Raw genomic sequence first — 14,555 nt, forward strand, 5'->3', positions numbered from 1 at the left:
GATGCGGCTTAAATCAACGTTATTGGTCTTGTTTGCAGTATCATCGTCGCCAAACGCTTTGACTTTAGAAGAGTCAGTTACGTTATCTCTCGATAGCTCCCCCAGTTTGCTTGCTCGCTATTCTCGCTATGAGTCGATGGTACGAGACCGAAATGCCATAAATGGTTCATTTCTTCCTCAGGTTAATTTGTATGCAGCAGCAGGGTACGAAGGTACTCGATATAACAACGGAAACTACATCGACAGTGAAGATAGAACATTAGAAAGAACGGAGATGGGCGTAAGAATCTCCCAACTGTTATTTGATGGATTTAAAACAAGTGCTGATGTTGATCGCCTATCTTACGAGGCTGAAGCTGAACGCTTGGACTTATTGGCATCTGCGGAAAATGTTGCATTAGATACTGTCAGAGCGTATGTGGATGTTTTACATGCCCGAGAGTTGATGAAACTGACAGAAAGAAACCTAAATGAACACCAAGAGATCTACCGTTTCATTCTAGATAAAAAAGAAAAAGGTTTAACCAGCAACTCCGACTTAGCGCAGGTTTCTTCGCGTGTCGCGACAACACAGTCCTCATTGATTGCCGCCCAAAACAATCTTTCCGATGCTAGAACAAGATTTGTACGTTTGGTTGGTCGAGCGCCGCAAAACTTAGTTGAGCCTGTTTACCCGCAGGAATTGCTTCCGAATAAGCTTGACGAAGCACTCAAACAAGCGGTTAGGTTGCACCCATCCATACAGTCGGCGATGAAAGATTTAGAGGCGGCTCGACATGAAGTAAAAAGAGAAAAGGGGGATTACTACCCAGAGCTCAAGCTTGAGCTGTCAGCCAACAAAACAGACAACGTGGATAATATTGAAGGCATTAACGAAGATGCAAAGGTTATGCTGACGGTCAACTACGATCTTTTTAACGGCTTTTCTACAGACTCCCGAGTGGAGTCATCTGCCTGGCGAGTAGAGGAGGCGAGGGCTATTCGAGCAAATGCAGAACTAGATGCGAATGAAGGTGTAAGGCTGGCATGGGACGCACATACATTGCTTCAACAGCAAATGGAGTTTTTAAAAGTCAACGTTGATGCGGCGAAAGTAACTGAATTAGGGTACATCCAGCAGTTCAATGTAGGGCGACGCAGTTTGTTAGATGTATTAGATGCCAAAGTTGAAACGTTTGTTGCGAGACGGAACTATACCCGAACAAAGTACGATCATTTGGTTGCCACTTACCGTTTATTCAACTCGATGGGGATTCTGACTTATGCGTTGCGAGTTGAGTATCCAGAGAACTGGAAGGAGAACAATAATGGATAAATTCGCAGTGACGAGTCTTCTAGTTTTTATGTTAGCAGGCTGTGCTGAATCACCGAATACGACGTTGACCACTTACCAGTACAACGACCTTAAAGACAATGATAGTGATGGCGTGATAAACCAACGAGATAACTGCGCAGATACGCCAAAAGGTGTCGTTGTTGACAGTGAAGGCTGTGCGAATTGGGTCAACGACTCGCAGACACACCTGATCAGTTTTTTCTTTGCGATGGATGAGCATCAGGTAACGTCATCTCATGATATGCCGCTAAGCGAGTTGAAAGCATTGCTTCAGAGTAACCCAAATGCGCAAGTCATACTGATAGGAGACACAAGCCCTGAAGCGTCACTCGAATACAACAAAGCGTTGGCAAAGAAAAGAACGGCAGCTATACGAGAATTGCTAGTGAGAAACGGCATTCAAGACAATCGAATTGAAGAGCAAGAGTTTTATCAGAATACGGCATTGACGGTACAACTAAAAAAACGGGAAAGGCGCACAATTGCTGTTGTAAACACGAAAGCTGAAAGTACTGAACAAGCGTGGACTATATTTAGTTCGGACAGCGAGTTGACACCTAATTCGAAGTTGGAGCTGAATTATGAAAATTAAAGTCTTACCTTTCTTTACTCTAGCTTCATGTTTGATTTCACCGCTGGCATTTGCTGACTCTGAGGCTCGAACATCGATTTTTGTCGAACCAGAGATATTAGAAACGATAGAAACATTGATAGATGAGCCAAGTGTAAATGTAGCGCTTGCATCTCAGTCTGGTGGTTTTAACGACATGCTAAATGACGGAACCTCTATTGCGATCACATCTAAGAAATGGTCAGATGAAAACATCTCCCGATTTCAACGAGAAAGAGGCCACAGGCCTACACGTTTGTTTTTAATGGCAAACGCTATTGTCGTAATCAATAGTCAAAAGAGTACGGTAGATAGTGTTTCCGTTAGTGAATTGAAACGCTGTGATGCAAATACGTATGCTTTCGGGGAGATGCGTTTAAGTAACCCAGATGTGAGCTCTAATGGTTGTCAATCATCGATTCAAATGTTTGATGAAGACCGATTGAAACGGGCTTTAAGCGACGACTTGTCAGCCAAAGCTTATATGCGATACTCCGATTTTAAATACTCAGAACAGTGGTCGAGCTACAAGGCTCTCTCTGTTCATCATAACGATGACTCATGCTCTTTGAGCACAGATTGCATCTATTCTCTTCGCTATCCATTTTCCGTGGTCTATTACGTTTATATAAATAAACAATTCGACACTAATCAGAAGATCAAAAAATCAAAGCTATTTGAACTCCTTACAACCGACCACAATACACAACAGGTACGAAATGCTGGGTTTATTCCACTACCAAAAGCGCTTATTAAAAGAAATAGAGTGAAGTTAGGGCTAGATGAGCCAGTTGTTTTAAACGGGTATAAATAAACTTCATACGCCTAACTATGTGGGCTTGAGTGAACGTACCGTCCTAGGAAGTTTTGCCTTGCTGCTCATTTATCTTTGGTTAACCTTTGGTCAATTGAGTTGGTTGTAAGTGGTTTTGTTGGTAATTTTTCTATTATTGTGGCAAGTTTGCTTAAAACCACTTAAGTGAATTTAAGTCATGACACAAGAAGAAAGACTCGTAGCACTCAGAGCGAAGCTGGAGCAGCAAAACAAAGTAACGTTGTCTGAAGTTTGTGAGTACTTTGGTATCTCGCGAGATTCAGCTCGCCGAGACTTAGTTAAGTTGAGTCAGCAGCCTGGGTTACAAAGAATACGAGGTGGTGTCATGCTTGCGCCGATCTCTTCCCATACCGAGGCATACGCGAGTCGACCCGTGAGTGACGTTAAACATCGACTGGCTCAAGCTGCCGCAGCGTTGTTGGATGAGCGCGACCATCTTGTTATTGATACCAGCACCATTTTGTCTCTGCTCCCACTCTATGCAGGAAAAGCGCATTGTGGAGAAAACAAGCTCAACGTCGTCACTAACAGCATTGATGTGCTGACCGCTGCTGAAACAAACGACACAATGGACGTTCATTTCTTAGGCGGACACTTTGACCCTTATGCCAGAGCAGTTTTAGGGGCGCAAGCAGAGCAGCAAATGCAGCATTATCACGTGAACAAAGCGTTCATTGGCGTGTGTGCATTGTCATCCCGAGGGCTGACAACAAATAGTTTGTTAGAAGCAACATTGAAACAAGCGATGATTGCTCAAGCTCAGCAGGTCATCGTCGTTTGTGAATCCCGAAAAATTGGTAGCGACAATTTCCACCACGTATGTGATTTGTCAAAGATCGACATCATTATTACCGATCATCCCCCTCAATCAGATTTTCAACAACTCCTCGATCACAATGATATTGAATGTATTGTTGTGTCACCGAAATAAGGAATCTTAGAATGGCTTACGATCCTGTAAAAACCGCTGTGATTGGTTACGGATATTCAGCAAAAACGTTTCATTTACCCTTCATTAAAGCGCTACCAAATTTAACGCTGAGCGCGATAAGCTCTCGTCAACAGGAGGCGGTTCAAAATGATTGGCCAGATGCTAAGTGGTTTTCTGATGCGAATACTTTACTCGATGATAGTGATGCAGAGCTCGTAATCATTACTGCGCCAAATGACGTACATTACGAACTTGCAAAGCGTGCGTTGAACAATGGGAAACACGTCATCGTCGAAAAACCGTTTGTTACTCGGATAGAAGACGGTAATGAACTTATCGCCTTGGCGGAAGAGAAAGGTCTGGTGCTGAGCGTTTTTCACAATAGACGTTGGGATGGAGATTTTCTCACGGTTAAATCTCTTATCGAACAAGGTAAGTTAGGTGATATAAAGCTATTCGAGTCACACTTTGACCGTTACCGCCCTGAAGTTCGTCAACGCTGGCGAGAGCTAGCCCAAGATGGTGGTGGTATTCTATTCGACCTTGCTCCTCATCTTCTCGATCAAGCATTGGTGTTGTTTGGCTTGCCAGATGCGATAGACGCACAATGTCGAATGATGCGCCCGGGTGCGACAACGATTGATTATTACAACTTGATACTTCATTACCCTGAGCATATTGTGCACTTGCATTCAAACTTGTATAGCCCAGAGCCGAATCTCCGCTACAAAGTATTGGGTACGGAAGCTAAATATGAAAAGTTCGGATTAGATCCTCAAGAGGGCTACTTAAAAGAAGGCCGTTTGCCGGAAAACGATGCTTGGTCGGAAGAAGATGAGGCGTTATACGGCGTCCGTTACGACGAAGACGGTGCGCAAACTATCAAAACGGAGAGAGGCGCGTACCAAGCTTACTTTGTTGGTGTGGCAGATGCCATTCGTTTGGGCACTGATAACCCGGTTCCTGCCGCTCAAGCAGTACAGAATATCGCTCTGATTGAGATGGCATTGGAAAGCAGTAAAACGGGTAAAACGATTCAGGTGAAACCATGAGTTTGACGCTTGAACTCGTGGCCCGGCAAGAGCATGAACTTCAGTTGGCGGAATTTAATCACCATATTGCGTGGTCTATCGGCCTCGCTCTAAAAGAAGAGGCTGAAGCTCGCGGCGCGGCTGTTGCTATTGAGGTTTACGGCTTTGGACAAACGCTATTTCAATACGCAATGGCAGGAACCTGTGCTGATCATTTAGATTGGGTCCGTAGGAAGCGAAACTCAGTATTAAGGTATGGCCACAGCTCTTACTATCTTTCTCTGTACAACAAGCAAAAGCAACGTGATTTCGAAAATCAGTCTCATCTCGATGCTCGTGAGTACTGCGCTCATGGTGGCGCGTTCCCAATTCGGCTTTCTGGGTCTGGTTTGGTTGGGGTTGTGACGGTATCGGGTTTACCGCAGTTAGATGATCATCAGCTAGTTGTGGATATATTAAAAACGATGACAGAGACAAAACCCTCTTAAACGCCAAATATGAAAGTAGCACGGTTTCTTTATCGTGCTACTGAATTCTCTTTTTAGCTCATAAAGTGTTCTTTAATGTGAGCAAATATTAACATTGATCCCAACTTACTACCTGAAAATCAAATCAATTTCATATAACCTATACGCTCATTCATATAGAAAGCCTTCAAAGTTGGCCATTGGCAATGTCTTTTAGAAGAAAAGAAAAACTCAATCTTAGAAATCTTATTGTCACCCTATGTGTGTTCAGTGTGCTTGTCACTTTGATCAACGCATTCTACTCGATTTATCGTGTTCAAAGGGATCTCATCATCAATAACACGTTAGAATCAAACCGTGTTTACGCCCAAAAAATGTCTGAAATGACAGACTCTTTCATAGAAAGCTCAATGTCGCAGCTAAAATACAGTGCGAACGTGCTAAAAGACAAGATGCATGACGCTCAGCTTCTTGATAAAGAGGCTGAGAGATTAAGAACGCAAACCAAATCATTTAACTCTGTGGTTGTCGTTAATGCAAAAGGGGTTATTATTTCCGTATCACCTGAAACACTTCAGGTGAAAGGTGTAAGGTTAGTGGGTGAAAGAAAACGCCAATCTTTAAACGCTCAAGCACCAGTTGTTACTGAACCATTTATATCGCCCGCTGGAAATTACTTGTTAACCATCTCATACCCTATATTTTCTCAATCTAATGAATATTTAGGTTATATCGGCGGCACTATTTATCTAGAAAAAGAAAATATTCTCGCAGAGTTACTCAGCCAGCACGCATACAAAGATGGTTCTTTCCTTTACGTTGTCGATGAGAGTAACACTCTGATTTATCACCCAGATCAATCGAGAGTTGGTGAAGTAATCGACGATAATGAGGCAATCAAAGCGGTGACGATGGGGCAGAGCGGTAACAAAGAAATTGTTAACTCTCGCGGCGTCGAAATGCTTGCTGGTTATGCACCAGTAAAGTCATCAGGATGGGGAATTGTTGCTCAGCGCCCGAAATCGATGACGTTATCTGTGCTAGATGAACAGATGTGGAATGTTTTCCTTAAGTCGATTCCAATTGGTTTATTAACTTTGTTGCTAATTTGGTTCTTGTCCCTTCTTATTTCTAGACCACTTTGGCAGTTAGCGGGTGCTGTGCGAGGTGTCGAAGAACATTCATCCTCTATCGATGATCTCAAACTGGTTAAGTCTTGGTATTTTGAGGTCTCACATTTGAAGCTTAGCTTTCTTAAAGCATTTGGTATCGTGTCAAAAACCATTGATAAGCTGCAACTGGATACATTAACAGATTCGATGACTGGATTATTGAATCGACGTGGATTAGATAAAGTTCTTGGTTTGTTTAAGCAGGAAAATACCGCGTTCTCTGTTTTGGCGCTAGATATTGACCACTTTAAGAGCGTAAACGATAACTATGGCCATGACGTGGGTGACAACTTACTTAGAGAGTTTGCGCAGTTAATGAAAGACCAAGCTCGCTCTAATGATCACCTGTGTCGTTCTGGCGGTGAAGAGTTTATGATGTTTTTGGAAAAAACAGACGTAAACCACGCTATGGATGTTGCAGAGCGTATTAGACACAACGTGGAACAACATGACTTTCAGGTGGTTGGTAAGGTCACGGTTTCGTTGGGCGTTTCTCACTGGAAAGGCAATGACACACCAATTGAAGCGGTAATGAAAGACGCCGATAATGCACTGTATAAAGCGAAACATAATGGAAGAAATAGAACGGAGTTGGGTGACGACGCACAATAGATATTGCGCTTTAGGCTGAACATAAAACGAGCCGGTGACTAACCTTTGCTGTTAATCGCTGGCGTAACCGCTACCAATTGCGCGAAACGGCAAGTTCAGCTCTAATTCTGGAATTTGTTTACCCACCCAAGCCGGAAATGTATTGCTATTTGGCCCTGGAAACAGCGTATATTCTTCAGCCCAAGGGTATTGGTTAATCACACTTTGTATTTTAGGGATAAGCTGGCGGGCCTTTTCACCTTGTATGGAGAGGATCTTTTCTGGTTTTGCACCATACCAATATCGATCTGGCGTCCCAGTTTGGTACTGATATAGAGCGGGTTGTCCGCGATTCACTCTCCAGCCGACTACTTCATACACTGTATATTCGTTCGCATTTTCAGGCTTTATTGCAAACCATGTATGAACGGCAAACCAGCCTCGCCAACCAAACGCGTCTGCGGCGTAAAACTCAATCACAGCATGCTTGACATTGGAAGGATCGGGTGCGATACCCGCAGGTTCTCTGCTTGCGGTACGCCAATCTCCTTGAGTGCATCCACCCAGCATAACCGCGATTGACATGAGCCAAATTTTTACAAGGTGAGTAAAGTTGAGAGGGTCTTTCATTTATTGCTCCTAGACCAACCGATGCTGGTAACGCTCTATTGATTTTAGCTATAAAAACGTGGCAAGTCTGATAGTTGAAATCCTCTCCTTATTAAAAGAGAGGGAAGTTAGTGCCATAATTCCAGTTCATACGCAATAATAAGGTAAGCCGATTTGTAACATGTGGCATAGACGATGCCGTATTTCTCGAACGATTCGTCTAGTTGCGTATGAAAAAGTAAGAGGTTGTATGTATTCCTTACACGGCCACATGAATTAAAAACATTAAAAAAACAGAGGTTTACAGTGGATTTTGACTGATTGAGTGAGTTTGGGGCCCTCACATTGTCTCACATTTGCTTGTTTTGGGCGGAATTTTCATCGCTCATCTTTTTGCGCGTTTAGAGTCAGCGTTCAGCTATGGCACAATAGGCGCTCACAGAACAAGTGCTGTTTGGTCATGCAAATAGCAGAAAAATAACTAGAAATAGAATAATTAATGTTTAAATCAAAAAGTATACTCGCATTAAGCGTGTTCGCATTTGGCTGTTTTGCCAATCAAGATAGCGAACCAACGTCCGTTGTGCTGAACTATGGTGACTCCTCCATCAGTACTGATATTCAAGCCAATCGAAAATTTCATATTGTCCGAGACAATGAAAGTGAGCACGTAGAATTCTCCGGCGGAATCACAAAGGAGTATTCCGATTATATTGTGAATATTCATATCATAAGAAAAAGCAATATACGCAGATCAAGCCGAGAGCTGAATACAACCGTATTGATGAACAGTGATCAGATTGGGAAGCCTTTAGTGATTGGCATTGAAAATGATGAGTTCACTAGTATCACTTTGCGTTAATGCTTAGTATTTATTGAATAGGAATGAGGAAATTGATGCTCTCAATACGCTGCTATCGCACCGAGGATGCCCCAACACTGTGGGCACTCTTTTACCATACTGTGCGAATCATTAATCGTCGCGATTATACGGAATCACAAGTTTCCGCTTGGGCACCATCAGATTTTGACCTCGATGTGTGGCAACGAAAAATGGACGATATTCAACCATACGTCGCGGAGATAGAAGGGCAGGTCGTTGGCTATTGTGATTTGCAAGGTGACGGCTTGATTGATCATTTCTTTTGCCATCATGAATACCAAGGACAAGGTGTTGGTCGTGATTTGATGTCTTTTCTTTTTTCACAGGCGAAAGTACAGGGGATAAAACGACTGTATTCTGAAGTGAGTATTACCGCCCGACCTTTTTACGAGAAAATGGGTTTCACAGTTAAGTCTCGACAACATGTTGAGGTTAGGGGAGAAACCTTAACTAACTTTATGATGGAAAAGTATATTTAACTTAAATAGTGAGCATTTAGTGAGCTTGAACACAGATATAAAATGTTTTCCAATGTGAAAACGAGTTCATTGATCTCGCACCAACGTTTTGTTTGAAAACAGTGTACATAATCTTCTCTGGAACGCCATTACCGCATTTCGTCTCTGAAGGCTTAAAAACAGTCTGAAAGTTTTGGTTTTGCGGCGGGTAATAGCGTTCCAAACGCCAAATGTGTCTGGCTAACCATCTCAGGAAGAGAAGTAGTACTATGCGCCCTTATCTCAAATACGTTGTTCCAACATTGATACCATTGCTTGTTTGGTTGATGCCTCTCTCTGCGTTCCCATTTGATGGCATTACTATCGTCCAGCAAAGAGTGATTGCAATCTTCTTGCTTGCCGCACTTTGCTGGGTATTCGAGCCAATTCCAATCTACGCCACTTCGGTTGTGATCATTGTCCTAGAGCTATTGCTTGTATCAAATAAAGGTATTGTGCTCTTTCGTTTGCAAGAAGGGCAGCCACATTTTGGTGAGCTATTACAATACAACGAAATAATGGCGACCTTCGCTAGTCCGATTATCATGCTCTTCCTCGGCGGTTTCTTTTTGGCTATGGCGGCGACAAAGTACAGGTTAGATGTCAACTTAGCCCGAGTGTTACTCAAACCATTTGGACAAAAACCAAAGTTCGTTATGCTGGGGTTGATGCTGATCACCGCTGTTTTTTCCATGTTTATGTCAAACACCGCAACAACAGCGATGATGTTGTCCATTTTAACCCCTGTGATAGCGGTTTTCGGGCCTAAAGACCCAGGTCGAATTGCATTCGCCTTGTGTATTCCTGTTGCAGCTAACATTGGTGGCATTGGTACTCCAATCGGCACGCCACCGAATGCCATCGCCCTAAAATATTTGGTTGGTGACAACTTAATTACGTTTGGTGAATGGATGGTATTTGGTGTGCCATTCGTTATTGTGATGATGGCGTTAGCTTGGTTTCTGATTGGCTTTTTATATAAAGCCGAACAAACCACCATCGATCTGAACATTAAAAGCAAGTTTTTGAAAACACCCAAAGCAATAATGGTTTACGTCACCTTTGCCGGCACGATTATTCTTTGGTTGATGGGTTCTGCACATGGAATGAATTCTTACACAGTAGCATTAATTCCGGTCGCAGTGTTCTCATTGACGGGCATCATCAACAAAGAAGACTTGAAGAAAATCTCTTGGGATGTGCTTTGGTTGGTGTCAGGCGGTATTGCTCTGGGCCTTGCTCTAGATAAAACCGGGCTTGCGAAGCTGGTGGTACACAGCATTCCGTTTGATCAGTTCTCGCCATATGTTGTCTTGTTTGGTGCGGCTTTCTTGTGCTTGTTAATGGCAAACTTTATGTCGCATACAGCCACCGCAAACTTGCTGATGCCGATTATGGCTGCGCTGGGTACTTCTATGGCTTCGCTAACGCCTCTCGGCGGTGAAGTTACTCTGATCTTAGTCGTGACATTTGCTGCTTCACTCGGTATGTCGTTACCAATCAGTACGCCACCAAACGCGTTAGCTCATGCAACAGGGCATGTCGAGAGTGGCCAAATGGCTCGTATCGGTGCCGTGCTAGGCGTGATTGGCGTATTACTCAGTTTTGTGATGGTGTGGATTTTACATACTGTTGGGCATATTGGATAACCCATGTACGAAACGAAGTTAGACGCGTTAGTACAACGCTACTTTAATCACCTTGAACGCCGATTAACGGTTTTATCCGGGTCGGTGCTTATTGAGCAAGCTGGCTACAACGATCGCTTGTACTATGTGCTGTCGGGAGAACTGGCGGGGTATTACGCGGAAGATGACAAGAAACCGATTCAGGTATTTTCTGCGTCTCAAGGTGCGTTTATTGGCGTACACAGTTTCTTTTCTGGTACGTGGACTGCCTCTTCGACAGTGATTGCTCAAACCGATGTTGAATTGGCTTGGATACAGCGTGATACGCCCGCCGTGGAAGAGGCGACATACGGACCATTGACGACACAATTTATGCCTGTGATGGTTAACGAATTATCTCGTCGTCAACGGCGTGCAATGCAAGAGGCATTAGCTAAAGAAAAAGCGCTACAAAAGCTTCATACCGCAGAGCAAATGACAACGTTGGGGCAGCTTGCAGCGGGTATTGCTCATGAGTTGAACAATGCGATAGGCGTTGTAAGCAGTAAATCAGAACGGCTAGAGACAGTTATCATGGAACTGCTTGAAGAAGTTCATCCGGAAGCGAGTCAATTTTTTGATTTTGGTTTAATGCAAGGGCAGAAAGTCTCTTCTAGCGAAGCGAGAAAGCGGGGGCGCCACTTCGAAAAATACTACGGTTTAACCAAGGAGGTTGCTCGTGATCTTGCGCGAGCCGTTCCAAATAACTTCCTTTCAGAACATTGGCTAAAAAGACCAGAAGAAGCGATACGTTTCTGGCAAATGGGGCGAGATCTCCATGACTTACGCATCGCTTCTAAACATACCGTTGGCATTGTGCGATCCGTAAAACAATTGGGGCGCACGGATATCGACTTGGATGAAGCGATTAACATCAATGATTCAATCAATCGCGCCTTGGCTCTATTGCAAAGTGACTTAAGACGAGTGAGTGTTCGTTTTAGCCCTGCGGATTTACCTGCTTTTATTGGTTCTCAAACCGAACTCGTCCAAGTTTGGGTAAATATCTTAAAGAATGCGTGCGATGCACTTGGTGAAACGGAGAAACCCGGTATCGAAATACATACTCGGGAGAGTAAGGGTAAAATTTTGGTCACGATTGCTAACAACGGACCAGAAATTGATGAAGCGACACGTAGAAAAATTTTCCGGCCAAACTTCACCACTAAAAAGGGGGGATTGTCGTTTGGTTTAGGGTTAGGTCTGTCGATTGTGAAGCGCATTATCGCCGGATATAACGGCTCTATTGTAGTAAAGAGCGACAGTGAAAAAACGATTTTTAGAATCAAGTTACCAGTAGAGGGTGAACATGGAGAAGCTTAATGTAATTTGCGTTGATGACCAACGAGAGGTACTAAGCGCGGTTCTACAAGATTTAGAGCCGTTAAATCAGTGGTTGAATGTCGAAGACTGCGAATCAGCAGGTGAGGCTCTAGAACTGATGGATGAATTTGATGCAGAAGGCGAGATGATCGCATTGATTATTTCCGATCATGTGATGCCAGGTAAAACGGGAGTAGAGCTGCTGACCGATGTATCAAGGGACGGTCGTTTTGGCTTTACGAGGAAAGTGCTTCTTACCGGGCAAGCGACGCACACCGATACGATTAATGCGATCAACTCCGCAGGCATTGATCGCTACTTTGAAAAACCATGGCAAGCAAGCCAATTAATAGAGTGCGTTAGAAACCTGGTGACCCAATATATCTTTGATGTGGGCTTAGATTACACTCAGTATCACGAACATTTAGATCAGAGTGTGGTGTTTGAACGTCTACGTTAATCGGGGGACATTAAGCTTGTTTTCGTCACGGCCAGTTAGTGTCTGAAATCTATAGTGAATAGTTCAGCATGTTTAACGTGGCCGTGCGGAATATTGCTCTAGTATGCTTAACTCAACGAATAGCGGCTTGCACTGGCAACAGAAAGTGGCTTAGAGAACCAATAACCTTGCAGATAATCGACGCCCATTTCGGTAAAAAATTCACACATTTTGGCGTCTTCAATTCCCTCAATCACTACTTCAATATTATTTTCCTGGCACATAGTGATAAGAAACTTCAGATATTCTTGTGAAGAGCGGTTGGTTAGTGTTTTCCACGCCATCGACCTATCAATTTTGATTTGTGTCATCGGGAGGTCGAAGAAGCTATTTAATGAACTGTAACCGGATCCAAAGTCATCCAGAGAGAGTGCAAATCCTAGTTCCCTGAGGGTATTCAGAGGGGCAATGGCTGTCTGATTATTATCCAAAATAAACGTTTCTGTTAGTTCCAACACAATAGACTCAGGATCGACACCAACCTCATCCGCCATGGCTTTAATTCGCGCAGGGAATTCACTATTCATTAACTGAAGTACAGAAACATTCACGTTTACACGAACTTGGTTTTGGTAACGCTCACGGTAGTTTTTGATAAATTCACACGCTTTGGCAAAGACTTGATATCCGAGTTCGACAATCAAACCTTTGTTCTCTGCCACGGGGATGAATTCGTCTGGATAAATTTCGCCAAACTCTTTGCTACGCCAGCGAACCAGAGATTCGAAGCTCACTACTTTTGAGCTTTTGGCGTCAATAATTGGCTGAAACTTAACGCTTAATGTCTGTTTTTCTAGTGCACTTTTTAGACCTTGTTCAATAAAGAAATAACGGTCTACGGCATGCTGAGTTTTCTCACTGTAAACCGCAACACGGTCTTTATTCTGCTCGCTTGCGTACTGACAAGTTCGTGCTGCTTTACGCAATATTTCCTCTGCTGAGTGACTTGGATCTATGCAAGGATACAAACCAATACTAATGTTACTTCCTAAGTATTGGCCCTCTTCAATCACTGCCTCGTGGTAGGTTTCCTTTAAACTTTCGGCGTAACTTTGCAGCGTTTCTACCGAGCATTCATCGTGAATCAAAATCGCAAAGTCATCATCATGTACGCGATATACAGAACTATTTGGAGAAGGTAGGTGACTGAGAGTTTGTAGCAATTTTTCCACTAACCCATCGACCAACTCGCTGCCATATTGATTTAAGTAAGATTTAATCTCTTCTATCTGAATGTAACAGATAGATGCACAAGAATCAGTGGCTCGCACACTATCTTCAATATCCAGCAAGAGATGGGCGCGATTAGCCATACCTGACGCATTGTCATGAAATGCGACTTGATGAATGTAGCTTTCCATCAGCTTGCGTTCAGAAATATCACGGTGGCTACCAACCATATAATGACCATGTTCTGTTTCTTTGGTCATGGCTACGCCTTCAATCCAGACGTACTGTCCATTGGGTTTACGCACGCGGTAGGTCGTTGTGACTCTCGTGTTGTTGGTAATGATGTGAGCATCGACCCGAGTGGAGAGTCTTTCTCGATCGAGAGGGTGAACAAGGTCTAACCATTGCTCTAAGCTGATTCGACCAGCGTTGATACCAAGCTGCTCATAAAAGCCCTTGTTATAAAATACCATGGTGCCAAACTCATCCATGTAAAAGAGGCCTTCGTTAAATACATCGAAGATATGAATGAATCGTTCTTCGACGATTTTTAGGAACTCTCGGTCACTATCTGAGACTTGTTGGTCAAATATGGTGGTCAAGATATTTCCTCCTCGAGCCTTTTAGCATCAGAGATGAGTGTTGGGGTTGATAACATAGAGTTGATCTGCTGGCGTACATTACAATCACAAAAGTGTCAGTTCAAATTGTTTGGCTATCATTTTATGCGCTACTAGGTTAATAACATACTAAGATTAGGCGGCTAATCATCGACATTTATAAAAAATAGTCAACAGTAAAAATCATTTATAAAATACAGTTATTGATGCCGTCCGCAATCTATAAATATTTATGAATAATTATCCTAAAGTTATTTTCAGTTGTGTCGGTATCAATGTGTTGTTTTCTAACGTCATTTGTATATATGTTATCT

Annotated in this window: 14 protein-coding genes; 12 read left to right on the forward strand and 2 right to left on the reverse strand. The window is 43.1% G+C overall.

What is annotated here, in order from left to right:
* Nucleotide 1: 1 nt before the first annotated feature.
* The 7 genes from R8269_RS05870 to R8269_RS05900 all read left to right on the forward strand — a co-directional run bounded on the left by R8269_RS05870 (nucleotide 2) and on the right by R8269_RS05900 (nucleotide 6,994).
* Nucleotides 2-1,315 (forward strand): TolC family outer membrane protein, encoded by a 1,314-nt coding sequence (locus R8269_RS05870; RefSeq protein ID WP_005377756.1) that lies wholly within the window; start codon nucleotides 2-4, stop codon nucleotides 1,313-1,315.
* Nucleotides 1,308-1,928, forward strand: coding sequence for an OmpA family protein (locus R8269_RS05875; protein WP_054574113.1), 621 nt, complete (start codon nucleotides 1,308-1,310; stop codon nucleotides 1,926-1,928). The genes R8269_RS05870 and R8269_RS05875 overlap by 8 nt, the downstream gene beginning before the upstream one ends.
* Nucleotides 1,918-2,760 carry a phosphate ABC transporter substrate-binding protein gene (locus R8269_RS05880; protein ID WP_215810268.1) on the forward strand — a complete coding sequence of 281 codons (843 nt, stop codon included), beginning with the start codon at nucleotides 1,918-1,920 and terminating at the stop codon, nucleotides 2,758-2,760. The genes R8269_RS05875 and R8269_RS05880 overlap by 11 nt, the downstream gene beginning before the upstream one ends.
* 178 nt (nucleotides 2,761-2,938) lie before the next feature.
* Nucleotides 2,939-3,712, forward strand: coding sequence for a DeoR/GlpR family DNA-binding transcription regulator (locus R8269_RS05885; RefSeq protein WP_213986797.1), 774 nt, complete (start codon nucleotides 2,939-2,941; stop codon nucleotides 3,710-3,712).
* Between the two features lie 11 nt (nucleotides 3,713-3,723).
* Nucleotides 3,724-4,764, forward strand: coding sequence for an oxidoreductase (locus tag R8269_RS05890; RefSeq protein ID WP_005377752.1), 1,041 nt, complete (start codon nucleotides 3,724-3,726; stop codon nucleotides 4,762-4,764).
* Nucleotides 4,761-5,231: a heme-degrading domain-containing protein gene (locus R8269_RS05895; RefSeq protein ID WP_215810267.1), complete on the forward strand. Its 471-nt coding sequence runs from the start codon at nucleotides 4,761-4,763 to the stop codon at nucleotides 5,229-5,231. The genes R8269_RS05890 and R8269_RS05895 overlap by 4 nt, the downstream gene beginning before the upstream one ends.
* 185 nt (nucleotides 5,232-5,416) lie before the next feature.
* Complete coding sequence (locus R8269_RS05900) at nucleotides 5,417-6,994, forward strand: sensor domain-containing diguanylate cyclase (protein WP_005389121.1); 1,578 nt, start codon at nucleotides 5,417-5,419, stop codon at nucleotides 6,992-6,994.
* Between the two features lie 51 nt (nucleotides 6,995-7,045).
* Here the strand turns inward: R8269_RS05900 and R8269_RS05905 are convergent, their stop codons facing one another.
* A complete protein-coding gene (locus R8269_RS05905) occupies nucleotides 7,046-7,603 on the reverse strand; it encodes a DUF3750 domain-containing protein (RefSeq protein WP_064353879.1) in 558 nt (185 codons plus the stop codon).
* A gap of 478 nt (nucleotides 7,604-8,081) precedes the next feature.
* On the opposite strand from R8269_RS05905, the gene R8269_RS05910 reads away from it, so the two are divergent.
* From R8269_RS05910 to R8269_RS05930, 5 genes are all read left to right on the forward strand, one after another.
* Entirely contained in the window at nucleotides 8,082-8,444 is a 363-nt protein-coding gene (locus tag R8269_RS05910; protein WP_132936635.1) for a hypothetical protein, read from the forward strand.
* Nucleotides 8,445-8,479: 35 nt separating this feature from the next.
* The gene (locus tag R8269_RS05915) at nucleotides 8,480-8,944 is read left to right on the forward strand and encodes a GNAT family N-acetyltransferase (protein WP_005389117.1); all 465 of its coding nucleotides are present in this window, start codon (nucleotides 8,480-8,482) and stop codon (nucleotides 8,942-8,944) included.
* 248 nt (nucleotides 8,945-9,192) lie between these two features.
* Nucleotides 9,193-10,611 (forward strand): SLC13 family permease, encoded by a 1,419-nt coding sequence (locus R8269_RS05920; protein WP_017634015.1) that lies wholly within the window; start codon nucleotides 9,193-9,195, stop codon nucleotides 10,609-10,611.
* A 3-nt stretch (nucleotides 10,612-10,614) separates the two neighbouring features.
* Nucleotides 10,615-11,952, forward strand: coding sequence for an ATP-binding protein (locus tag R8269_RS05925; RefSeq protein WP_005389108.1), 1,338 nt, complete (start codon nucleotides 10,615-10,617; stop codon nucleotides 11,950-11,952).
* Complete coding sequence (locus tag R8269_RS05930) at nucleotides 11,939-12,412, forward strand: response regulator (RefSeq protein ID WP_064353882.1); 474 nt, start codon at nucleotides 11,939-11,941, stop codon at nucleotides 12,410-12,412. The genes R8269_RS05925 and R8269_RS05930 overlap by 14 nt, the downstream gene beginning before the upstream one ends.
* A gap of 107 nt (nucleotides 12,413-12,519) precedes the next feature.
* Here R8269_RS05930 and R8269_RS05935 read toward each other — a convergent pair whose 3' ends face one another.
* Entirely contained in the window at nucleotides 12,520-14,223 is a 1,704-nt protein-coding gene (locus R8269_RS05935) for a putative bifunctional diguanylate cyclase/phosphodiesterase (protein WP_005377743.1), read from the reverse strand.
* Between the last annotated feature and the right edge of the window lie 332 nt (nucleotides 14,224-14,555).

This window comes from Vibrio sp. Vb0667 (assembly GCF_033391095.1).

Coding starts and splice junctions, on each gene's coding strand:
- R8269_RS05870 (WP_005377756.1), top strand. CDS start 2: ATGCGGCTTAAATCAACGTTATTGGTCTTGTTTGCAGTATCATCGTCG.
- R8269_RS05875 (WP_054574113.1), top strand. CDS start 1,308: ATGGATAAATTCGCAGTGACGAGTCTTCTAGTTTTTATGTTAGCAGGC.
- R8269_RS05880 (WP_215810268.1), top strand. CDS start 1,918: ATGAAAATTAAAGTCTTACCTTTCTTTACTCTAGCTTCATGTTTGATT.
- R8269_RS05885 (WP_213986797.1), top strand. CDS start 2,939: ATGACACAAGAAGAAAGACTCGTAGCACTCAGAGCGAAGCTGGAGCAG.
- R8269_RS05890 (WP_005377752.1), top strand. CDS start 3,724: ATGGCTTACGATCCTGTAAAAACCGCTGTGATTGGTTACGGATATTCA.
- R8269_RS05895 (WP_215810267.1), top strand. CDS start 4,761: ATGAGTTTGACGCTTGAACTCGTGGCCCGGCAAGAGCATGAACTTCAG.
- R8269_RS05900 (WP_005389121.1), top strand. CDS start 5,417: ATGTCTTTTAGAAGAAAAGAAAAACTCAATCTTAGAAATCTTATTGTC.
- R8269_RS05905 (WP_064353879.1), bottom strand. CDS start 7,603: ATGAAAGACCCTCTCAACTTTACTCACCTTGTAAAAATTTGGCTCATG.
- R8269_RS05910 (WP_132936635.1), top strand. CDS start 8,082: ATGTTTAAATCAAAAAGTATACTCGCATTAAGCGTGTTCGCATTTGGC.
- R8269_RS05915 (WP_005389117.1), top strand. CDS start 8,480: ATGCTCTCAATACGCTGCTATCGCACCGAGGATGCCCCAACACTGTGG.
- R8269_RS05920 (WP_017634015.1), top strand. CDS start 9,193: ATGCGCCCTTATCTCAAATACGTTGTTCCAACATTGATACCATTGCTT.
- R8269_RS05925 (WP_005389108.1), top strand. CDS start 10,615: ATGTACGAAACGAAGTTAGACGCGTTAGTACAACGCTACTTTAATCAC.
- R8269_RS05930 (WP_064353882.1), top strand. CDS start 11,939: ATGGAGAAGCTTAATGTAATTTGCGTTGATGACCAACGAGAGGTACTA.